The following is a 20,207-nucleotide window of genomic DNA, read 5'->3' as shown; positions in this document are numbered from 1 at the left end:
ACAAACAAACAGTCAAGCCTGACTTTTTGTTCAGGACACCTGCGTCGTGGAGCCGGGGGCACCACAGACCGACTCGGCGCCCTGCCAGAGGTCGCCGGGCGCGGCCTCGACCTGCCACCTGTAGGCGCCGGGGCTGTCGACCCAGATCGTCCCTGGTGCCTGCCCGTTGCCGAGGAGGCTGACGTCGTCCTCGGCGATCGGGCTGCTGCAGGTCGTGTCGTCCAGCGCATACAGCTTGAGCGTCAGGTCCACCCGCATCGGGAACGGCAACCCGCTCACCGTGATCGGGACGGCGACGTTGCCGACGGCCGCCGTGGTCGGGGCCGCCACCGTGACGACGGGCCTGCCCCGCACCTTCACCACCGCACCGCACGCGGCGGCGGGCGTGGTCGCCGCGGTGGCGTCGACGTCGACCTTCCAGGCGTAGTAGCCCCCGGCGGCCGGGACGAGCGGAGGCAGGGTGTGGGTCCCGTCGCCCGGCAGCGTCATCGACACGGCGCCGACGGCGGCCCCGGTGCACGCCGCGGCGGATGCCGTCGCGAAGGGACCGTGCAGCCGACCGGTCGCGACGCGTGCCGAGCCGTCCCCGCCCACGGCGGCGGCGACGCGGGCAGGGGCGCCCACGGACAGGGAGGCCGGCACGGCGGTCAGCGTGACCGACTGCGGACCGCGGACGGCGACCCGTGCGCTCGCGCGGACGACCCGGCGTACGCCGCCCTCCGCCACCGCCGCCTGGCCCCGGCGGTCCGCGCCACGCACGCGCAGGCGGTGCTCGGGCACCTGGCCCACCCGCGCGACGATCGTGCGCCAGCCGGCGACCGGTGCGGCCAGGCGCACCACGGCGCGCCCGTCGTCGCCGGTCACGGCCTCAGCAGGGCCGGCGGCCGGCTCGGACGTACCTCCGTCGGGCGAGGTCACCGTCACGGGCAGGCCCGGGACCGGGCCTCCGTGACCGTCGGTCACGCGCACGGTCACGGACGTGACGCCGCCGACGTCCGCCGTGGACGGGACGACGGCGACGCGGTGGCGGCCCGCGCTCGCCCGCGAGCCGCTCAGCATCAGGCGTACGTAGCGGCGCACGGTCGCCGGGTCCCCACTCGCCCCGACGCGCGCCGCGCCACGGGCACCACCGAGGCGCCACCCACGGCCGCCGAGCAGGTGCAGCACCGCGGCGTCGACGGCGGCCGCCTGCCGGGCGTCGCGGTGGCCGCCGTACTTCGAGAGGATCCACGCGGCGCGCTGGGTCTCGCGCCGGGACGGTCCACGGCGACCGGCCAGGTCGTTCGTGGGGTCGGCCCGCCGGAAGCCGGCACGGTTGGGACGTCGCTCCGGGGTGATCACGAAGACGGGCGTACGGCCGACCTCATAACCGCCGATCCAGCCGCCGGCAGCGCGGCCGGTCGCGGGGATCCGGTAGCCCGCCCACCGCTCGGCCCGGTCGTCGGCAGCCGCGGCGGGGGTGCCCGGGAGGGCGACCAGGCTCGCGGCCGCGAGCAGGCCGGCGAGCAGGCCGGCGAGCAGGCCGGCGATGCCGGCGAGTGGCTTCGGGGCTGTCGTCCTCGGAGTGGGACTGGTCATCGCGGTGCTCCTCACCCCACCAGACCCGGGTCCTGCGTGCCGGGGTCGGTGGGTTCGCTCGGCGGGCCGGGACGCGTCGGGCTGGGTTGCGGACTGGGTTGCGGGCTGGGTTGCTGGGCGGGTTGCGGGGTCGGCGTCGCGGTGGGCGCCGGCGTGGGGATCGGCAGGGGGATCGGGCTCGGCTCCGGGGTCGTGGTCGGCGTGGCCCGCTCGCTCGGCTCCTGAGCCGCGACGACCACGGACGGCGCCTGCTCGGTGACCCGGACCTCGCCGGTGACGGGCGGCGCGGTCGGCGAGGTGGCCGACCACGCATAGGTGCCACCGTCGAGCCCGGCGACGACCACCCGCTGGCCGTCGCGGCTGCGGACCACGACCGTGCGCACGACGCTGCTCCCGCTGCGGTCCGCGACCTCGACCCGGACACGGGCCGGGCGACGGGTGGCGCGTACGACGAAGGCGGCGGCCCCGTCCGCGGCCGCGACCGGACGTACGAGCACCTGCCGGACCACGTCGGCGAGGTCCGGGCCCGCCACCTGCCCCTGCGGGGACAGGGCCTCGGGGACGGACGACGGCGGCCCCGGGTCCGAGCCGGGCCCGAGGTTGGCGATCGCGAGCGACGCGGCCATGACGAGGACCGCCCCCGCCGCGAGCCGGGCGGCGGCCGCTCGGGCGGTCAGGCCGGCCGGCCCTGTGGGGGGCGTGGGGTCCGGCGGGGGCGGTGGCTGGGGGGACGGTGCGGTGCTGCGGGCAGGGGGCTCGACGGCCTCCTGCGCCGGCGCCCGACGCTGGGCGGGTACGACGACGGGGACGACGGCGGGGACGGGGCGTGGTGCGTCGACCAGGGCGACCAGGGCAGGTGACGGGACGACCCCGAGCTCGACGCGCAGGACCTCGCGGAAGCGCTCGAGCTCGTGCACCGCCCCGGCCCGGTCGCCGCGCCCGAGGAGCCCGCGGATGACCAGCTCGCTGGCTGACTCGCGCCACGGCTCGATCCTGGCGACCGCGCGGGCGGCGCCCTCGGCGAGCCCGGTGTCGCCGCGCTCGAGCGCCCGACGGGCGAGGTGCTCGAGGGCGTCGACGCGCACTCGCTCGAGGTCGTCGCGCTGGGCCTCGACCCACTCGTCGTACCAGCCGGGCAGCAGCGGGTCGCCCGCCAGCGTGACCAGGAGCGCCGCGTCCGCGTCGGTCGTGCCGACCCGCGCCGCGGCCGTACGGAGCCGGTCGACGTCGACGACGACGTCGGGGGCGAGGCCCACGCTCGTCCGGTCGGCGACGACGAGGCCGGGGCAGCGCTCACGGGTCTGTGCCAGCGCCCGCCTCAGGCTGGCGAGGGCCCGGGTGTCGGTGCTCTCGGGCCACAGGGTGCCGGCGACCTGGGCACGGGCCCGGGCACCGGTCAGTGCGAGCAGGGCGCAGACGCGCTGCTCGCGCCCGCCGAGCGCGACGTCGTGCCCGTCCACGACGAGCTGCCACCCGCCGAGGAGGTTCAGACCACGATCAGTGACGTGGCTGGTGTCCGGCATGGTCGATCACCGAGATCTCCCTCTCCCTGTCCCGCTGCCACCGGTCCGGGCTGCGGGCACTCCCCTGCCCACAGACCCTGTCGGAGGACCACCCCTTCGGGCGATGCGGAGGCCGGTTATCCCCACGATTGGGGTCGACGTCTGGACCGGTCCCGGATAGCCGTCGACCGGTCACGCACCGATCACGCGCGAGTCACGCACCCACCGCTGCGATGGGCCACCAGACCACCGCACCTCGGGGGGAGGTGAACACCATGCGGGAACTCTCATTCGCCGAGCTCGACACCGAGCGCACGGAGCTTCTTCCGACCCGGGAGACGCTGACCTTCGGCAACTACAACTGGGCCAACATCGTGGCGAACAACTCGTCGATGGCCCTCAACGCCGCGTCCCTGTACGCCGTCGCGAACAGCGCCGCCGGCCAGACGATCGTCGTGACCCAGGGCTGACGGCCCCGGCGTGGCCTTCCCGAGGGAGGGGAGGCCACGCCGAGCACGCCGCCCGTCGAGATCCGACCAGCAGGAGAGGAGGTGAACCGGCATGGTCCGACGACCCGACCTCGTCATGGCCGACCTCGACGCCGAGACGGCCACGCCGTTGCCCCGGCGGGAGACGTTGAGCTGCCAGTTCGCGTGCGTCAACGTCACCAACATCGTGGGCGTCAACCTCGCCCTCGCCGTCAACGCGGCCACGATCAACTCGCAGGCCGAGGCACTCGCCCTGCAGTACCTGGCCTCCGTGCAGACGCACATGCAGTAGGCGCCGACCGCCCGAGGGACCCGGCGGCGGATGCGTTGCTCTGGCGCATCCGTCGCCGTCACCAGCACGACACCCAGAGCACCCAGAGCACACCAGAGCGAGCACACCAGAGCGATGGACCTGACGACTGCCGACCACCGGAGGACCGCACCACCGCCCGCCACCGGGCAGCGGTGGCGTCAGGCGCGCGGCCTGCAGTTCCTCGGCCCGGTCCAGGGCTCGGGCCTCAAGGACCCGGCGTTCCTGGTGCGGCGCGTCGACGACCAGGTGGTGCAGCTGTCCGAGCTGCTGCACCTGGTCGTCCGCGCGGTCGAGCCGCCCCGGCCGGCGGAGCAGGTGGCCGACGACGTGAGCCGGGCGTACGGGCGGAACCTGACGGCCGACGGTCTCGCCCACCTCGTCACGACCCGGCTGGAACCGCTCGGGCTGGTCGTCCCCGACGAGGCACCCGACCCCACCCGTGCGGTGCGGGCGCGCCCGCTGCTGGCCCTCACCGCGAAGGGCACGCTGGTGCCGGCGCAGGTCGTCGACCGGCTCGCGGCCTGGCTGGCACCGCTGTTCTGGACGCCGGTGGTGGTGCTCGCGCTCGTGACGCTGGTCGTCGCCGACGTGGCGCTGCTGACCCGCGGCGACTTCTGGGGAGCGGTGGGCGAGCTGTTCGCGACGCCGACGATCGCGCTCCTGATCTATGCCCTGCTCACCGCCTCGGCCGTCGTGCACGAGCTGGGGCACGCGGCCGCGTGCCGCTACGGCGGGGCGCGGCCGGGCGAGATCGGCTTCGGCCTCTACCTGGTGTTCCCGGCTTTCTACACCGACGTGACGGACTCCTACCGGATCGGGCGGGTGGGGCGGGTCCGCACCGACCTCGGCGGGCTGCACTTCAACGTGCTCACCGTGCTCGCGCTGGCGGGTGCGTACCTCGCGACCGGGAGCGGGATCCTGCTCCTGACCGCGCTCGTGCTGCAGCTCCAGATGCTGCAGCAGCTCATCCCCGTGGTGCGCTTCGACGGCTACTACGTGCTGTCCGACCTGGCCGGCGTGCCGGACCTGTTCGCCCGCGTCGGCCCCGTCCTGCGGAGCCTGCGTCCCGGGCACCCGGTCGACCCGCGGGTGAGCGAGCTGCGCCCGCGCACACGTCGGTTCGTGACCGGCTGGGTCCTCGTGGTGGTGCCGCTGCTGGTGGCCGCCATGGGCTGGGCGATCTGGTACATGCCGGAGTTCCTCGAGCGCGGCCGCGACGGCGTACGCCTGCAGCAGCTCGTCTTCGACGTCGCGTGGGAGCGGCGGGACTGGCCCGCGATGGCCCTGGCCGTGGTGTCGATCGCCCTGCTGCTGCTGCCTATCCTCGGTGCGGTGCTGGCCTTCTGGCGGCTGGGCACCACGCTCGTCCTGCTCGCCCGGGCCCGCGTGGCGGCGCGGACCTCCGAGCCGTACGGGGACGCCGCGGGCCTCGCCGCCCCCGTGCCCGACCCGCCCCCCGTGGTCTCCGCGGCCGACTTCACCGACGCGGTGATGTACGCCGCCCCGGCGCCCGTGCCGACGCAGGGCTGGCGCAGCGCGGTCTACCGCGGCAGCGGGCACCTGCTCAACCCGGGGCCGAGCCTGCCCGAGCAGCGGCTGCGCGAGCTGGAGCGGCGACTGCGCACGCCCGTCGAGGGCTCGCGCCGGGTGGTCGTGATGAGCCGCAAGGGCGGGGTCGGCAAGACCACGATCACCCTCGCGCTCGGCAGCACGTTCGCGCTGCTGCGCGGGGACCGCGTGATCGCCGTCGACGCCAACCCCGACGCGGGCAACCTCGCCCACCGGGTGGCGCCGCCGCACGACCGCACCGTCACCGACGTGCTGCGCGACCTGGACGGCATCCAGACGTACGCCGCGCTGCGCCGCTACACCTCCCAGGCGATCGAGTCACGGCTCGAGGTGCTCGCCTCCGACGACGACCCGGGCATCGGGATGGCGCTGGCGCGCGACGACTACCACCGGCTGATCGGGCTGCTCGACCGCTTCTACAACGTGATCCTGCTCGACACCGGCACCGGCATCCTCGACAGCGCCAACCAGGGGCTGCTGACCGAGGCCGACCAGGTCGTGCTGGTCGTGCGGGCCGGGCTCGACGGCGGGCGGGCCGGCGCACTGACGCTGGACTGGATGGACCAGCACGGGTTCGACGACCTCGTCGCGCGGACCGTGGTCGTGGTCAACGCCGAGCGGCGCGGCAGCGAGCCGCCCGAGCCGATGCGCCGCCACTTCGAGAAGCGATGCGCCCGGGTCGTGACGGTCCCGTGGGACGACGCGCTCGAGCCGGGCGCGCTCACCGACATGTCGTCCCTGCACCGTCGCACGCGCGACGCGCTGGTCGACATCGCGGCGGCGGTGGCCGACAACTTCTCCGTCGGGGGCACACCGTGAGCGCCCGCGGCGCTCTGGCGAACGCGGTGGTGGCGGTGCTGCTGCTGGCCGGCGTGGCGGACGCGAGTCCCCGTGGCTCGGGCGGGTCGGGCGCCGAGCGGCGCGACCTCGACGTCGTCGCCAGTGCCCAGCCCAGCGACCAGCGGCGCGAGGACCGCGACGTCGTCGTCGCCGAGGTCCTGGTCCGCGACGCCGCCCTGAAGGCCGACGCCGTGGCGACCTCCACGACCGCCTGCCACGCCTGCCGCGGGGAGAGCGCGGTGCTGCAGGTCGTCTACGTGCCCGGCCCCGCGTCCGCGCGGTTCGACAACGTGGCGTCGGCCTGGACGCAGGACTGCTGGGACTGCACCGCGACGGCGCTGGCGGTGCAGGTGGTCGTCATCGGCCCGGGCACGCGCGCCCGGCCGACCAACCGGGCGCTGGCGGTCGGCGACGCGTGCGCGACCTGCCGGACCGCGACCGCCGCCTTCCAGGTCGTGCTGCAGGTGGACGCGGTCGGGCGCCTCCCCGGCCCGGCCCTCGCCGAGGTCGCGGCGTGGTTCGAGGCCGAGGCCGCCTTGCTGCAGGCCGCCGTGCTGGCGCCCGTCGCGCGCCGCCGGGCCGAGCGGGTGGCCGTACGCTCGCTCGACGACCTGCGCCGCCTCGCGGTGCGCGCGCTCGGCGCGCGGGCCCGGTCGGCCCGGGTGGCGGTCACGCGCTGACGCCCGCTCCACCCAGCCGGGGTCCCCCGCTCGGGGTATCTGAGGACGTGTTGGTAGGCGAATCCCCCGAAACACCTACCAGAACGTCCTCAGATATCCCGCTGGGGCGGTGGTCTTGCCCGAGGTCAGACAGCCGCGACCGTCAGCACGACCCGGGCCCGCTCGTCGCCGGCGAGCCAGCGGCGGCGGGCGCGTACGAGCCGACGCGTCGACCACGCCAGGAACGGCAGGGCGGCGACAGCGGGCACCCAGGCCCATGGGAGCGCGGAGAGGCCGGTGAAGAGCAGCGCGGTGAGCGTGGTGACGAGCGAGAGCCGTCCGGCGTAGCCGGCCATCGCGGCGTGCGGCGCGGGCGTCGCTCGCGGCGAGGAGAGGTCGACGCCGTACGGCGAGCGCACCGACCACGTCATCACGATCGCCAGCACCTGCACGACCACCACGAGCCAGCACGACAGGACCGCGACCCCCACCACGAGCGGCGGCATCCCGTTGCGCAGCAGCGCGAGCACGACGGTGATGCCGGAGACGAGGGCCATGCACTCGGCCACGACGAGGGTGCGTACGTCGAACACGTCGGCCGCCGACACCGGCAGGGTCTCGCGCCAGACCATCCCCTTGCCGTCGAGGCACCAGGCGTTGACGCCGAACAGCAGGGCCGCGCCGCTCGCGGTGAGGCCCGGCAGGACCATCACCGAGCTCCACTCGAGCCCCGCCACCAGCGCGACCAGGCCGGGGCCGAGGCCCAGCACCAGCAGTCCGCGGCGCATGCCGACCGAGCGCCACACCGAGGCGCGGTCGAGGCGGCGCAGCAGTGCGCGGTCGGGCGAGCCCCACCGCGGCTCGGGGGCATGGCGCGCCTCGTGCACGCCGGACTGCACGCGCAGCTCCTCGCGCGGCGGCAGCCCGAGCGCCCAGGCCGCGGGCCGGGCCCCGACGGCGACGCCCACAGCAGCGAGGGCGAGCAGGAGGACCACGACGAGCGGCCAGGCCGGCGTCTGCGCCGTCTCCGCGAGCCACGTCGTCGGCAGGGACCGTACGAGCGGGCCGAGCAGCCCGGCGAGGTGCAGGCCGGCGAGCACGACGACGACGGCGCCGCCGACCGTACGGACGACGACCACGCCGTGGGGCGAGCGGCGTACGCCCTCGATCGCCCAGCCTGCCGCCTGTCCGAGCGCGGTCGCGGCGAGGACCCAGGTGAGCACGACGACCTGGGCGCCGAGCAGGCCACCGGGCGGGGCGACGAGCGCGGTGACGGCGAGCAGGCCCCACAGCTGGACGAGCCAGGCGAGGTTGACCGGGGCGAGCAGCAGCGCGCCGAGGTGCTCGGTCACCGGGCTGATCGGGTGCACGGCCGCCTCGCTGCGCGACAGCAGCTCACGGCCACCGCCGCTGCCCATGGCGGCGCTGACGGCGAGCAGCAGGAACCCGGCGAACGCCGCGCCGAGGTTGCCCTGGACCGAGGCGAGGGCCCGCTCGACGGCGGGCGAGCCGACGGACTCGACGTCGAAGCCGCTCGGCCCGACGGCGAAGGCGGCCGTCAGCGCGAGGACGACGACGAGGCCGAAGGCACTGGCCCGGCGGCGGCGTACGGTCCGCGCGCGGAACGCGACGAGGTGACCGGTGTCGCGCGCGGCGTCGAGCCAGCCGTCAGTCGAGGAGCGCACGGTAGGCCTCGCCGGTGAGCTCGCCCGCCTGCATCGCGGCGACCCGGTTGCCTCCGCGCAGCACGACGGCCTCGCCGCAGGCCTCGAGCGCGAGGTCGCGCAGGTGGGTGGAGAGCAGTACGCAGGCGCCGCGGGCGCGGGCGTCGGCGACGACCTCGAGGGTGGCGTCGACGCCGAGCGGGTCGACGCCGTCGAACGGCTCGTCGAGCAGCAGGACCGCGGGCTCGTGGAGGGACGCCAGGACGACGCTGAGACGGCGGCTCATGCCGTGGCTGAACCCGCCGACCACGCGGTGGGCGACGTCGCCGAGCTCGAAGCGCTCGAGCAGGTCGCGCCCGCGCTCCTCCCAGTCGGGCATCCGGCGCAGACGCGCGCTGAGCTGGAGGTGCTCCCACGGCGTGGCCCGCGGCACGAGGCCGCCGACGTCGGGGCAGTAGCCCACGGACCGCTTGACGCCGAGCGCGTCGGTGGCGGCGTCGTGGCCGGCGACCATCACCTCGCCGGCGGTCGGCGGCACCACGCCGGCCAGGACCTTCATCGTGGTCGACTTGCCGGCGCCGTTGCGCCCGAGCAGCGCCGTCGCCTGCCCGGCCTCGGCCGTCAGGTCCACGCCGGCGACGGCCTCGACGTCACCGAAGCGGACGTGCAGGCCGCGTACGACGACGGCGGGAGCGGGGGTCTGGACCACCTGCACATTCTCGCCGAGCAGCCCCGCAGGCGGAGCACAATGAGGGATTCGGTGCGCGCGCGATGGAACCCCGTGCTGCGCTGGGGAGTCGCGTGGTCATCCGATGCAGGAGGACGACCATGGACGAAGACGCCATCACCTTCGGGCGGCGAGCCGATCCGGTCGAGCGCGTGACGCTGCGCGAGATCTTCGACGCCAGCTATCGCAGGCTCGTCGTCCAGCTCTTCGCCGTCACCGGCAGCTTCGACGAGGCCGAGGACCTGGTCCAGGAGGCGTTCGTACGCGCTGCCGCGAACGGCCGCCGCTTCCTCGCGGTGGACAACCACGAGGCGTGGTTGCGCACGACCGCCGTCAACGCCCACCGCAGCCGGTGGCGCAAGCTGCGCAACGGCCGGCGCGCCCAGGAACGGATCCTGCCCCCACGCGACCCGGTCGGCCTCGAGGACCACCTCGAGATCATCGACGCGCTGCGGGCCCTGCCCGAGCAGCAGCGGCACGTGATCGCCCTGCACTACCTCGCCGACCTCCCGGTCGAGCAGATCGCCGCCGAGCTCGGCGTGCCGAGCGGCACCGTCAAGTCACGGCTGAGTCGCGGACGCCACGCGCTCGCCTCGAGCCTGACCCGAGTCGAAGGGGCTGTGGACCATGTCTGAGCGACTGCTGGAGGCGTTCCGCGAGGAGGCGGAGCACACCACCCGCGTGCCCGCGTTCGAGCTGATCGAGGCCGCCGGCCGGGCGCGGCGTCGACGCCGGCACGCGGTGGTGGCCGCCGTGACCGCCTGCGTGCTGGGGACAAGTGGGCTGCTCGCAGCGACGTACGGCGACCGCGCCGATCCGCAACCGGCTGGGGACCCCGACGACGTCTCCCTCGCCCGGCCCTTCCCCGTGGGGACGATGACCACCCTGGCGGAGGGCACCTACGAGCTCGACCCCTTCAACACCGGACAGCCCACCGTGCGCTTCACCCTTCCCGGCGGCTGGAACTCCTGGGTCGGGCCCAACCGGTTCGAGGGCCTGTCGGACGGGACGTCGGACAAGGCCGGAAGCAACGAGGACGTGCTCGAGAGGGGGCCTGACTGGGTGCTGGGCGTGCTGGCCCTGCATGTGGAGTGGCTCGCCCAACCCGGGTGCACCATGGCCGAGATGTTTCGCGAGGACACCACGACCGTCGTGGAGGCGCTCACCAGGATCCCTGGCCTCAAGGTGGTCACCGGCCCCGAGCGGGGCGTCCGGTTCGGCCACCCCGTGGTGCACCTGCGCCTGCGAGAGCAGGGCCGAGCGGTCGAGTGCCCCAACCAGGCCTTCCTCAACGCCTACCCCACCGCCCAGGTCACCTACCTGGGACGCGGCACCACCTACGACGCCTGGGTCATCGACCTGGAGGGTCTACCGCTCCTCGTCTGGGCCGCGTGGACGCGCGACGCCCCCGAGGACGAGGTGGACGACCTGATGGGTGTCGTCGACTCCATCGAGCTGGTCGACGGCGAGCAGGACTAGACCGCCGACCGGGCACTTCGTGCCCGTCCTGCCCGCCGACCGGGCACTTCGTGCCCGTGATGCGCAACGAAGTGCCCGGTCGGGAGTCGTGACGGGCACGAAGTGCCCGCTCACGTGTAGTTCAGCTGGGGAGGTCAGGCGGGGAAGCCGTCGCCCTTCGCCGCCAGCTCGCGGAGGTACGCCGTGGGGCGGAACCGCTCGCCGTACGCGTCCGCGAGCTCGTCGGCCCGGGCCAGGAAGGCGTCGAGGCCGACGGGGCCGGTGCCGTGGCCGGTCTCGTCGAGCGCCTGCCAGCCGGTCATGAACTGGGCGGCGCCGCCGGTCAGCGCCGGGAAGCCGATGCCCATGATCGACCCGATGTTGGCCGCGGCGGCCGAGGTGATGACGCCCTCCTCGAAGCACTTCGCGGTCTCGAGCGCCTCGATGAAGAGCATCCGGTCGCGGACGTCGCGGATCGGGATCTGCTGCTCCGCCACGGGGAACGTCTCGGCGAGCCCGGGCCACAGCGTCGTACGCCGCCCGTTGTCGTCGTAGTCGTAGAAGCCCGCGCCCTTGAGCCGGGACGGCCGTCCGAGGCCGATCATGGTCGCGATGACCTCGCCGGCCGGGTAGGCGCCGAGGTCGATGCCCTCGCGCTCGGCGGCGTCCTCGGTCGCCTTGCGGATCTTGGCCATCAGCTCCATGTTGAGCTCGTCGCTGATCTGCAGCGGCCCGACCGGGAAGCCGGCCGACGTCGCCGCCCGCTCCAGCGACACCGGGTGCACGCCCTCGGCGAGCATCGCGAGGCCCTCGTTGATCTGCGTGCCGATGACGCGGGAGGTGTAGAAGCCGCGCGAGTCGTTGACCACGATCGGCGTCTTGCGGATCTGCTGCACGACGTCGTACGCCTTGGCGAGCGCGGCGTCGGAGGTCTCCGCGCCGCGGATGATCTCCACGAGCGGCATCTTGTCGACGGGGCTGAAGAAGTGCAGGCCGATGAAGTCGGCCGGACGGTCCACGCCGGTGGCGAGCTCGGTGATCGGCAGGGTCGAGGTGTTGGAGCACAGCAGCGCGTCGGCGTTGACGTGCGGCGCCACCTCGGCGAAGACCTTGGCCTTGAGCGAGGGGTCCTCGAAGACCGCCTCGATCACCAGGTCGCAGCCCGCGAGGTCGGCGGGGTCGGCGGTGGGGGTGATCCGCGCGAGCAGCTCGTCGGCCTTGTCCTGCGTGATCTTGCCGCGCTCGACGCCCTTGGCGTTGAGCTTCGCGGTGTAGGCCTTGCCGCGCTCGGCCGCCTCGAGCGAGACGTCCTTGAGCACGACCTGCATGCCGGCGCGGGCACACGAGTAGGCGATGCCGGCGCCCATCATCCCGGCGCCGAGGACGGCGACCTTCGTCGCCTGCCAGCGCTCGATGCCCTGCGGGCGGAGCGAGCCGGAGTTGATCGCCTGGAGGTCGAAGAAGAAGGCCTGGATCATGTTCTTGGCCTGCTGGTTGACGACCAGGTTGGTGAAGTAGCGGCTCTCGATGCGCGAGGCGGTGTCGAAGTCGACCTGCGCGCCCTCGACGGCCGCGCTCATGATCGCGCGGGGCGCGGGATAGACGGCGCCCCTGGTCTGCTTGCGCAGCAGCGCCGGGAAGGCCGGGAGGAACTGCGCGAGTGCCGGGGTCCTGGGGGTGCCGCCGGGCATCTTGTAGCCGGCGCGGTCCCACGGGTTCTTGGCGGCGTCCTCGTCGTCGCGGTGCTCGAGGATCCACGCCTTGGCGGCGGGGACGAGCTCCTCGCGGGTCGGCACGACCTCGTCGATGAGTCCCTTGGCGAGCGCGCCCTGCGGGTCGAACTGGGTGCCGGGCATGAGGACGTCCATCAGCGCCGACTGCAGCCCCAGCATGCGTACGACGCGGGTGACCCCGCCGCCGCCGGGCAGCAGGCCGAGCGTCGACTCGGGCAGGCCGATCTTGACCGAGCGGTCGTCGACGGCGATGCGGCGGTTGGCCGCGAGCGCGATCTCGAGCCCGCCGCCGAGGGCGGCACCGTTGATCGCCGCGACGACCGGGCGCGGGAAGGTCTCGAGCCGGCGCAGGCTCGACTTGACCGCCTCGCCCATCGCGAAGATCTCCTCGGCGTCCTCGGGGGTCGCCTTCATCATGCTCTTGAGGTTGCCGCCGGCGAAGAAGGTCTTCTTCGCACTGGTCAGGACGACGCCGGTGACGTCGTCGACCTCGTCGTGGAGCCGCTGGACGGCGGCCTCCATCGACGACTGGTAGAGCTCGTTCATCGTGTTGGCGCTGGCCGTCGGGTCGTCGAGGGTCAGCGTGACGATGCCGTCGGCGTCGCGGTCGTAGCGGACCGCGGTCTGGGTGTCAGTGGAAGTCATGTGGGTTCCTTACGTCAGCCGCTGGTTGAGCAGGTCGCGCAGCGACCGTGTCGAAACCGAGGCTCTGGAGTTCTGTCTGGGGCTGGGCTGCTCGTCATCTGATCGGGTCTCGATACAGCGCCGTCACGGCTTCGTTCCTCAGCCGTGGGCGCCACTCGACCACCATCGGATTGCGACGATCGTCAAGAGCTGGTGCAGCGCTCCGCGCTCACACCAGCTCGACGATGGTCGCAATCCCCATGCCGCCGCCGACGCAGAGCGTGGCGAGGCCGCGCTTCTGGTCGCGGCGGGCGAGCTCGTCGACGAGGGTGCCGAGGATCATCGCGCCCGTGGCGCCGAGGGGGTGGCCCATCGCGATGGCACCGCCGTTGACGTTGGTGACGTCGTGGCTGATGCCCATGTCGCGCATGAAGCGCATCGCCACGGCGGCGAACGCCTCGTTGATCTCCCACAGGTCGATGTCGTCGACCTCGAGGCCGGCGCGGGCCAGCGCCTTGCGGGCGGCCGGGGCCGGGCCGGTGAGCATGATCGTCGGGTCGGCGCCCGACACGGCGGTGGAGATGATCCGCGCGCGCGGCGTCAGCCCGAGCGACGTACCGATCTCCTCGGTGCCGATCGCCATCACGGCCGCACCGTCGACGATGCCGGACGAGTTGCCGGCGTGGTGGACGTGGTCGATCGCGGGGATCCAGTGGTACTTCTCCAGCGCCACGTCGTCGAAGCCGGCGTCGCGGCCGATCTGGGCGAACGACGGCTTGAGGCCGGCGAGGCCCTCGACGGAGGTGTCGGGCCGGACGGTCTCGTCGCGGTCGAGCACGGTGACGCCGCTGAGGTCCTTGACCGGGATGACCGCGTCGTCGAAGTAGCCGTTGGCCCACGCCTTCGCGGCGCGGTGGTGGGACTCGGCGGCGTACGCGTCGACGTCCTGGCGGTTCCAGCCCTCGATCGTGGCGATGAGGTCGGCACCGATGCCCTGCGGCACGAAGCCGGTCTCCAGCGCGGTGGCCGGGTCCATCGCCCAGGCGCCGCCGTCGCTGCCCATCGGCACGCGGCTCATCGACTCGACGCCACCGGCGATGACGAGGTCCTCGAAGCCCGACCGGACGCGCTGCGCGGCCTGGTTGACCGCCTCCAGCCCGGAGGCGCAGAAGCGGTTGAGCTGCACGCCCGCGACGGTCTCGGGATAGCCGGCCTTGAGCGCCGCGGTCTTGGCGATGTCGCCGCCCTGGTCACCGATGGGGGTCACGACCCCGAGCACGACGTCGTCGACGCGGGCCGGGTCGAGCGTGGGGTTGCGGGTCTTGAGCTCGTCGAGGAGTCCGACGACCAGGTCCACGGGCTTCACCTCGTGCAGCGAGCCGACGGCCTTGCCGCGGCCGCGAGGTGTGCGGATGTGGTCGTAGACGAATGCTTCTGCCATGCGACTGATTGTGACACCATTACTGTCACAGTCCAACAGGTGTGTCCCGGGTCACGCGGAACGGGACGTCCGGCAGGAGAGGATGGGGGCGTGGAGACCGATCTGCTGACGCTGGACGAGCTGACGGAGCGTACGGGCGTGAGCGCGCGCAACGTCCGCTTCTACGCCTCGCGCGGCCTCGTGCCGTCACCCGTGCGCCGCGGCCGGTCCGGCTACTACGGCCCGGACCACGTCGCCCGGCTCGAGCTGGTCCGCGAGCTGCAGGGCCACGGCTTCACGCTGTCGGCCATCGAGAAGTACGTCGAGCAGATCCCCGCGACCGCCACCCCGTCCGACATCGCCCGCCACCTCTCGCTGCTCGCGCCCGTCACCGGCGACCGCGACGTCGACGTGTCGGGCAACCTGTCCGGGATGGGCATCTCGCCCGAGGCGGCCGCGGCGGTCGCGGAGGTCTACGCCGCGCACGGCCGGCAGGTCGCCGAGGAGCTCTCCGAGATCGTCCGCACCAAGGTGTGGCCGCAGTTCCGCGAGGCGGGCTACACCGCCGAGCAGCTGCGCGAGTTCGTCCACCGGCTCAAGCCGCTGACGATCGCGGGACTGGTCACGGCCTACGAGCAGGCGATCGACGAGAGCCAGGCGGAGTTCGCCGGACGTCGCCCGCGGGCCGGTCAGCCCTCGTCCTGACGGCCTGCATGGTCCACGCCACGACGACGAGCGCGAGGACCGCGCGCTGCCAGCTGATCGTCGCGGCGGCGGCGTAGGCGAGCGCCGTCACGGCCACCAGCCAGCCCGGCCCGGGTCCGGTCCGTGGCCGCACGAGGTCGCGGGCGAGGATCACGAAGCCGACGAGCGCCAGTGCGGGCGCCGCCACGACGAGGCCGTCCAGCAGGGGCACGGCGAGGGCGAGCAGCGCCAGACCCGCGCCGACCTCGAGGCCGGGTGCACGGCGACGGAGCTCGAGCAGGAGCACCACGAGGCCGACGACGGCGAGGAAGTCCCACGCGTCGAGCACGCGGACGAGGCGTACGTCGTCCGGTCCGCCCCACAGGTCGATGGCGAGCACGCCGATGGTGAGCGCCTGCCCCCCGGCGAAGAGGACGGAGCCGATCACGGTGGCCGGCTTCGGTCCCAGGACCACCGCCAGCAGCGCGACCGCACCGAGGAGTGCCACGGCACTCGCCAGCAGCACGGCGTGGCTGGCGACCCAGGCGGTCGGGTGCGCGCCGTCGACCGCGGGCCGGGCGCCACCCAGGCGCAGCCAGGCCTGACCGACCAGCTGGGTCGCCGCGGCGACGAGCAGGAGCGCGGCGGCGCCGCGCCGTACGGCGGGCGGGGCAGCCTGGACGATCGCGGTCACGGGCACATCATGGTGCAGCGTGGCGGCGGGTGGCGTACGTCTCCCCGCGTCCCGCCCGCCCGGGTGTCGCCGTCCCCACCGGCCGGGTGGAAGGCTGGTGAGGTGCCGGCACCCTGCGACGACCCGTGCCCCCGATGACGGGAGGCGCGGTCTACCTCATCCTCGGACTGTCGCTGCTGCTGGCGACGCTCCTGCCGCACCTCACCCGACGGGTCGCGCTGTCGCCCCCCATCGTGCTGGTCGGGGTCGGCCTGGCCATCGGCCTGCTGCCCCTGTCGGACGACGTGAGCCTGCAGCCGGAGGACAACCGCGAGCTGATCACCCACGTCACCGAGTTCACCGTGCTGGTCTCCCTCATGGGCGTCGGCCTGGCGATCGACCGGATCCTCGAGCTGAGGTCGTGGGCGTCGTGGCGCACCTGGTCGCCGGTCTGGCGGATGCTGCTGGTCGCCATGCCCCTGACGATCCTCGGCGTCGCGCTGCTCGGCTGGTGGGCCGCCGGGCTCGCCCCCGCGGTCGCCCTGCTGCTGGGCGCCGTGCTCGCCCCGACCGACCCGGTGCTGGCCTCCGACGTGCAGGTGGGTGAGCCGCTCACCGAGGACGTCGCCGAGGCCGAGGCCGAGGAGGGCGCTGAGCAGGAGGACGACGACATCCGCTTCGCCCTCACCGCGGAGGCGGGGCTCAACGACGGCCTCGCATTCCCCTTCGTGCACCTCGCCCTGCTCATGCTGGCCGGCGGCTTCGGGCTCGCCGAGGCCGGGACCTGGCTCGGCTGGTACGTCGTGGGCAAGATCGCCGTCGGGCTCGCCGTGGGACTCGCCGCCGGCTGGCTGCTCGGGCGCCAGGCCTTCCACGCGCGCAACGAGAACCTGCGGCTGGCGGACGCCGGCGAGCCACTGCTGGCGGTCGCCGCGCTGCTCGCGTCCTACGGGGCTGCGGAGCTCGTCGGCGGCTACGGCTTCCTCGCCGTCTTCGCCTGCGCCATCCGGCTGCGCTCCTCCGACCGGAGCCACTCCTACCACCGGGCGATGCACGGCGTGGTCGAGCGCCTCGAGCGGCTGATGACGCTCCTGATCCTGCTGGTGCTCGGCATGGCGATGACCCGCGGCCTGCTGGAGCACCTGGACTGGCGCGGCGTCCTCGTGGCGCTCGCGCTCGTGCTCGTGGTGCGCCCGCTTGCCGGCTACGTCGCGCTGGCGGTGCTCGCCCGCGACGACCGCGAGCAGGGCGGCCTGGACCGCGGGGAGATCGCCGCGGTGGCGTTCTTCGGGGTCCGCGGGATCGGCTCGCTCTACTACCTGGGCTACGCCGTGACGCACGAGCACGTGCCCGGCGAGCCGTGGCTCTGGTCGACCGTCGCGTTCGCCGTGATCGTCTCGGTGGTGCTGCACGGCGTGACGGCGACGCCCGCGATGGCGCGCCTCGACGCGCGCCGCAAGGGATCCGCACCCGCTGGATGAGGCGGGCGTGGGGACCCGGCTGAGAGAGTGGGGAGCATGTCCACTGTTCTCGTCACCGGCGCCACCGGCTTCATCGGCCGCCGCCTGGTCCCCGCCCTGGTCGAGGCCGGCCACGACGTCCGCGCCATGACCCGCCGGCCGGAGGCGTACGACGGCCAGGGGACGCCTGTCGGCGCTGACGTCTCCGACCCGGACTCGCTGCGGCCCGCGCTGGAGGGCGTCGACGTGGCGGTCTACCTCGTGCACTCCCTCGACGACCCCGACTTCGAGCGCAAGGACGCGCAGGCGGCCCGCAACTTCAGCGCCGCCGCGGCTGCGGCCGGGGTGCGGCAGATCGTCTACATGGGCGGCCTCGGCGACGACGACGACGACCTCTCGGCGCACCTGCGATCGCGCCGCGAGGTCGAGCACCTGCTCGGCGAGGACGGCGTACCGGTCACGGTCCTGCGCGCGGCCATCGTCGTCGGCCACGGCGGCATCTCGTGGGAGATCACCCGACAGCTGGTCAAGAACCTGCCCGCGATGGTCGTGCCCAAGTGGGTCGGCACGCGCACGCAGCCGATCGCGCTCGACGACGTGATCCGCTACATCGTCGGCGTGACCGACAACGAGGAGGCGTTCGGCCGGGTCTTCGAGATCGGCGGCACCGAGCAGCTGACCTACCTCGAGATGATGAAGGTCGCCGCGGAGTCGATGAACGACCGCACGATCCCGATCATCACCGTCCCGGTCCTGACGCCGCGGCTGTCGTCCTACTGGCTCGCGCTCGTCACCGACGTCGACGCGACCACCGGGCGCAACCTCATCGACTCGATGTCGCACGAGGTGGTCGTCACGGACACCTCGATCCGCGACGTGGTGCCCGGCGAGCCGCTGTCCTACCGCGAGTCCGTACGCCGCGCGCTGGCCGAGCGCGCCGCGTCGGAGAAGGCGTCGAAGGGGGCGTCAGAAAAGTAGCGGCAGCAGGAAGAGCATCGACAGCGACCACGTGATGTGGGTCAGGATCGGTGCCAGCACGCCGCCGCTGGCGCGCCGCTCGAGGCCGCACACGGTGCCCAGCACGATGGCGGCGAAGCCGAGCATCACGTTGCCGGTGGCCAGCGTGGCCACCACGTAGGCGAGCGTGGTCCACAGCACCGGGTGCCGTGGGATGGCGGCGTACATCGCGCCGCGGAAGAACAGCTCCTCGGCGATGCCGTTGAAGAAGGTGATGACCGCCAGGACGGTCAGCGAGCCCTCGTCGGCGTACTCCAGCACCGAGCTGACGTAGTCGGCGAGGGGGTCGATCTCGCGCACGACCAGCGAGCCGAGGACGAACACCCCGACCAGCAGCAGGCCGAGCAGGATCGGCGCCAGGATCGGGCGGACGAAGATCTCGGTGCCACCCGCGATGCGGCCCAGGTGCAGCCGCCCGGAGAGGAACGCGCCCGCGGCCCAGATGCCCGCGAGCAGCACCGCCGCGACGTAGAACGTGTTGCCACCCGGCTCCAGGCGCAGCGACCAGCCCAGGACGATCGCACCGACCAGCACGACGACGGCGGCGACGAGCTGCCGGCGCCGGAAGGCCTCCGGGGTGTCGCGCTGGTCGCGCGGGACCACGTCCCACAGCGAGCGGCGGATGAAGGTGCGCATGACCTCCAGCCTAGGAGCCCGCCAACAGCTCGCGGACCCGCGGGATGACTTCCTCGCCGTACAGGCGCACCGACTCGAGACGCTGCTCGTGCGGCAGGGAGCCCACCGAGTACTTCAGCTGGAAGCGCGACAGCCCGAGGGTGCGGGCCGCCCAGGCGATCTTCTGCGCGACCGTCTCCGGCGAGCCGACGAACAGCGCGCCCTGCGGGCTCGCGGCCTGCTCGAACTGGATCCGGGAGTACGCCGGCCAGCCGCGCTCGCGGCCGAGGCGGGTGTAGAGCTCGGCCTGGTGGGGGTAGAGCTGCTCGCGCGCCTCGTCGTCGGTCGCCGCGACGTGCCCGGGAGAGTGCATGCCGATGGGCAGCTCGGGCAGCTGCATCCGGCCGAGCGCCTCGCGGTAGAGCTCGGCGAGCTGGACGAACGAGGCGGGCGAGCCGCCGATGACCGCGAGCATGAGCGGCATGCCGTACTGCGCGGCGCGGACCACCGACTGCGGGGTGCCGCCGACGCCGATCCACGCCGGGACCCGGCCGGCGGCGGTCGTCGGGTAGACGCGCTGGTCGACCAGCGGCGGCCGTACGGTGCCCTCCCAGGTCACCGGCTCCTCGCGCTGGAGGGCGGCGAAGAGGTCGACCTTCTCGGCGAAGAGCCGGTCGTAGTCGGACAGCTCGAGGCCGAAGAGGCCGAACGACTCGACGAAGGACCCGCGCCCCAGCTGCACCTCGGCCCGGCCGCTCGACACGGCGTCGAGGGTGGCGAAGCGCTGGTAGACCCGGATCGGGTCGTCCGAGGAGAGCACGGTGACGCCGGTGCCGAGGCGGATCCGCTCGGTCCGGCCCGCGATCGCCGCGAGCACCACGTCGGGCGCCGAGATCGCGTAGTCGGGGCGGTGGTGCTCGCCGAGGCCGATGTAGTCGACCCCGACCTGATCGGCGAGGACCGCCTCGGCGACGACCTCGCGGAGCGTCTGCGGGTGGTTGCCGGGTGCGCCGTCGAGCGGCGCGTCGCCGAAGGTGTCGAGCCCCAGCGTGGGGTGCTCGCGGGTGCCGAGCACCGAGAAGTCGAAGTCAGCCATCGTGTCCAGTCTCCCTTTCGTTGAAGGGTCAACCATCTGCGGGGCGTCGACATTCCGGCGGCTTCGGCCGCGGCAGGGACGGCCGGC

Annotated in this window: 18 protein-coding genes; 9 read left to right on the top strand and 9 right to left on the bottom strand. The window is 73.7% G+C overall.

The window, feature by feature from the left end; genetic code table 11:
- Positions 1 to 30: 30 nt before the first annotated feature.
- The gene (locus AC57BS_RS24480; protein WP_496414049.1) at positions 31 to 1,578 is read right to left on the bottom strand and encodes an Ig-like domain-containing protein; all 1,548 of its coding nucleotides are present in this window, start codon (positions 1,576 to 1,578) and stop codon (positions 31 to 33) included.
- Between the two features lie 11 nt (positions 1,579 to 1,589).
- Positions 1,590 to 3,101: an AfsR/SARP family transcriptional regulator gene (locus AC57BS_RS24475; RefSeq protein WP_496414048.1), complete on the bottom strand. Its 1,512-nt coding sequence runs from the start codon at positions 3,099 to 3,101 to the stop codon at positions 1,590 to 1,592.
- 254 nt (positions 3,102 to 3,355) lie between these two features.
- Between AC57BS_RS24475 and AC57BS_RS24470 the strand changes: the two genes are divergently transcribed.
- The 4 genes from AC57BS_RS24470 (at position 3,356) to AC57BS_RS24455 (ending at position 6,970) form a co-directional block, all read left to right on the top strand.
- Positions 3,356 to 3,550: a hypothetical protein gene (locus tag AC57BS_RS24470; RefSeq protein ID WP_496414047.1), complete on the top strand. Its 195-nt coding sequence runs from the start codon at positions 3,356 to 3,358 to the stop codon at positions 3,548 to 3,550.
- Between the two features lie 91 nt (positions 3,551 to 3,641).
- Positions 3,642 to 3,860 (top strand): hypothetical protein, encoded by a 219-nt coding sequence (locus AC57BS_RS24465; RefSeq protein ID WP_496414046.1) that lies wholly within the window; start codon positions 3,642 to 3,644, stop codon positions 3,858 to 3,860.
- Between the two features lie 114 nt (positions 3,861 to 3,974).
- Entirely contained in the window at positions 3,975 to 6,269 is a 2,295-nt protein-coding gene (locus tag AC57BS_RS24460) for a nucleotide-binding protein (RefSeq protein ID WP_496414045.1), read from the top strand.
- A complete protein-coding gene (locus tag AC57BS_RS24455; protein ID WP_496414044.1) occupies positions 6,266 to 6,970 on the top strand; it encodes a hypothetical protein in 705 nt (234 codons plus the stop codon). Before AC57BS_RS24460 ends, AC57BS_RS24455 begins: the two co-directional genes overlap by 4 nt.
- A gap of 125 nt (positions 6,971 to 7,095) precedes the next feature.
- Here the strand turns inward: AC57BS_RS24455 and AC57BS_RS24450 are convergent, their stop codons facing one another.
- The gene (locus AC57BS_RS24450; protein WP_496414043.1) at positions 7,096 to 8,634 is read right to left on the bottom strand and encodes a hypothetical protein; all 1,539 of its coding nucleotides are present in this window, start codon (positions 8,632 to 8,634) and stop codon (positions 7,096 to 7,098) included.
- On the bottom strand, positions 8,618 to 9,322 hold the full coding sequence (locus tag AC57BS_RS24445) for an ABC transporter ATP-binding protein (RefSeq protein ID WP_496414042.1): 705 nt from the start codon (positions 9,320 to 9,322) through the stop codon (positions 8,618 to 8,620). Before AC57BS_RS24445 ends, AC57BS_RS24450 begins: the two co-directional genes overlap by 17 nt.
- A 119-nt stretch (positions 9,323 to 9,441) precedes the next feature.
- Between AC57BS_RS24445 and AC57BS_RS24440 the strand changes: the two genes are divergently transcribed.
- The gene (locus tag AC57BS_RS24440) at positions 9,442 to 9,975 is read left to right on the top strand and encodes a SigE family RNA polymerase sigma factor (RefSeq protein WP_496414041.1); all 534 of its coding nucleotides are present in this window, start codon (positions 9,442 to 9,444) and stop codon (positions 9,973 to 9,975) included.
- A complete protein-coding gene (locus AC57BS_RS24435; RefSeq protein ID WP_496414040.1) occupies positions 9,968 to 10,819 on the top strand; it encodes a hypothetical protein in 852 nt (283 codons plus the stop codon). The genes AC57BS_RS24440 and AC57BS_RS24435 overlap by 8 nt, the downstream gene beginning before the upstream one ends.
- Before the next feature lie 134 nt (positions 10,820 to 10,953).
- On the opposite strand, the gene AC57BS_RS24430 is transcribed toward AC57BS_RS24435, so the two are convergent.
- A complete protein-coding gene (locus AC57BS_RS24430; protein WP_496414039.1) occupies positions 10,954 to 13,176 on the bottom strand; it encodes a 3-hydroxyacyl-CoA dehydrogenase NAD-binding domain-containing protein in 2,223 nt (740 codons plus the stop codon).
- Between the two features lie 208 nt (positions 13,177 to 13,384).
- A complete protein-coding gene (locus AC57BS_RS24425; RefSeq protein ID WP_496414038.1) occupies positions 13,385 to 14,596 on the bottom strand; it encodes an acetyl-CoA C-acetyltransferase in 1,212 nt (403 codons plus the stop codon).
- A gap of 90 nt (positions 14,597 to 14,686) precedes the next feature.
- On the opposite strand from AC57BS_RS24425, the gene AC57BS_RS24420 reads away from it, so the two are divergent.
- On the top strand, positions 14,687 to 15,280 hold the full coding sequence (locus tag AC57BS_RS24420; RefSeq protein ID WP_496414037.1) for a helix-turn-helix domain-containing protein: 594 nt from the start codon (positions 14,687 to 14,689) through the stop codon (positions 15,278 to 15,280).
- On the opposite strand, the gene AC57BS_RS24415 is transcribed toward AC57BS_RS24420, so the two are convergent.
- The gene (locus AC57BS_RS24415; RefSeq protein ID WP_496414036.1) at positions 15,198 to 15,953 is read right to left on the bottom strand and encodes a hypothetical protein; all 756 of its coding nucleotides are present in this window, start codon (positions 15,951 to 15,953) and stop codon (positions 15,198 to 15,200) included. The genes AC57BS_RS24420 and AC57BS_RS24415 overlap by 83 nt on opposite strands.
- A 134-nt stretch (positions 15,954 to 16,087) precedes the next feature.
- Between AC57BS_RS24415 and AC57BS_RS24410 the strand changes: the two genes are divergently transcribed.
- The gene (locus AC57BS_RS24410) at positions 16,088 to 17,413 is read left to right on the top strand and encodes a cation:proton antiporter (protein WP_496414228.1); all 1,326 of its coding nucleotides are present in this window, start codon (positions 16,088 to 16,090) and stop codon (positions 17,411 to 17,413) included.
- 36 nt (positions 17,414 to 17,449) lie between these two features.
- Entirely contained in the window at positions 17,450 to 18,370 is a 921-nt protein-coding gene (locus tag AC57BS_RS24405) for an NAD(P)H-binding protein (RefSeq protein WP_496414035.1), read from the top strand.
- On the opposite strand, the gene AC57BS_RS24400 is transcribed toward AC57BS_RS24405, so the two are convergent.
- Both AC57BS_RS24400 and AC57BS_RS24395 read right to left on the bottom strand, forming a co-directional pair.
- The gene (locus AC57BS_RS24400) at positions 18,359 to 19,045 is read right to left on the bottom strand and encodes a CPBP family intramembrane glutamic endopeptidase (protein WP_129453110.1); all 687 of its coding nucleotides are present in this window, start codon (positions 19,043 to 19,045) and stop codon (positions 18,359 to 18,361) included. The two genes, AC57BS_RS24405 and AC57BS_RS24400, sit on opposite strands and share 12 nt — an antisense overlap.
- 10 nt (positions 19,046 to 19,055) lie before the next feature.
- Positions 19,056 to 20,120: an LLM class flavin-dependent oxidoreductase gene (locus tag AC57BS_RS24395; protein WP_496414034.1), complete on the bottom strand. Its 1,065-nt coding sequence runs from the start codon at positions 20,118 to 20,120 to the stop codon at positions 19,056 to 19,058.
- Between the last annotated feature and the right edge of the window lie 87 nt (positions 20,121 to 20,207).

This window comes from Nocardioides sp. BGA-UO-ETr-FS32, assembly GCF_059567905.1.
This window is presented reverse-complemented; position numbering and strand designations above follow the sequence as displayed.

What these genes read in the sequence shown, in the direction of transcription:
- AC57BS_RS24480 (WP_496414049.1), bottom strand. Translation starts at nt 1,578, where the DNA reads ATGACCAGTCCCACTCCGAGGACGACAGCCCCGAAGCCACTCGCCGGC.
- AC57BS_RS24475 (WP_496414048.1), bottom strand. Translation starts at nt 3,101, where the DNA reads ATGCCGGACACCAGCCACGTCACTGATCGTGGTCTGAACCTCCTCGGC.
- AC57BS_RS24470 (WP_496414047.1), top strand. Translation starts at nt 3,356, where the DNA reads ATGCGGGAACTCTCATTCGCCGAGCTCGACACCGAGCGCACGGAGCTT.
- AC57BS_RS24465 (WP_496414046.1), top strand. Translation starts at nt 3,642, where the DNA reads ATGGTCCGACGACCCGACCTCGTCATGGCCGACCTCGACGCCGAGACG.
- AC57BS_RS24460 (WP_496414045.1), top strand. Translation starts at nt 3,975, where the DNA reads ATGGACCTGACGACTGCCGACCACCGGAGGACCGCACCACCGCCCGCC.
- AC57BS_RS24440 (WP_496414041.1), top strand. Translation starts at nt 9,442, where the DNA reads ATGGACGAAGACGCCATCACCTTCGGGCGGCGAGCCGATCCGGTCGAG.
- AC57BS_RS24435 (WP_496414040.1), top strand. Translation starts at nt 9,968, where the DNA reads ATGTCTGAGCGACTGCTGGAGGCGTTCCGCGAGGAGGCGGAGCACACC.
- AC57BS_RS24430 (WP_496414039.1), bottom strand. Translation starts at nt 13,176, where the DNA reads ATGACTTCCACTGACACCCAGACCGCGGTCCGCTACGACCGCGACGCC.
- AC57BS_RS24425 (WP_496414038.1), bottom strand. Translation starts at nt 14,596, where the DNA reads ATGGCAGAAGCATTCGTCTACGACCACATCCGCACACCTCGCGGCCGC.
- AC57BS_RS24410 (WP_496414228.1), top strand. Translation starts at nt 16,088, where the DNA reads ATGACGGGAGGCGCGGTCTACCTCATCCTCGGACTGTCGCTGCTGCTG.
- AC57BS_RS24405 (WP_496414035.1), top strand. Translation starts at nt 17,450, where the DNA reads ATGTCCACTGTTCTCGTCACCGGCGCCACCGGCTTCATCGGCCGCCGC.
- AC57BS_RS24400 (WP_129453110.1), bottom strand. Translation starts at nt 19,045, where the DNA reads ATGCGCACCTTCATCCGCCGCTCGCTGTGGGACGTGGTCCCGCGCGAC.
- AC57BS_RS24395 (WP_496414034.1), bottom strand. Translation starts at nt 20,120, where the DNA reads ATGGCTGACTTCGACTTCTCGGTGCTCGGCACCCGCGAGCACCCCACG.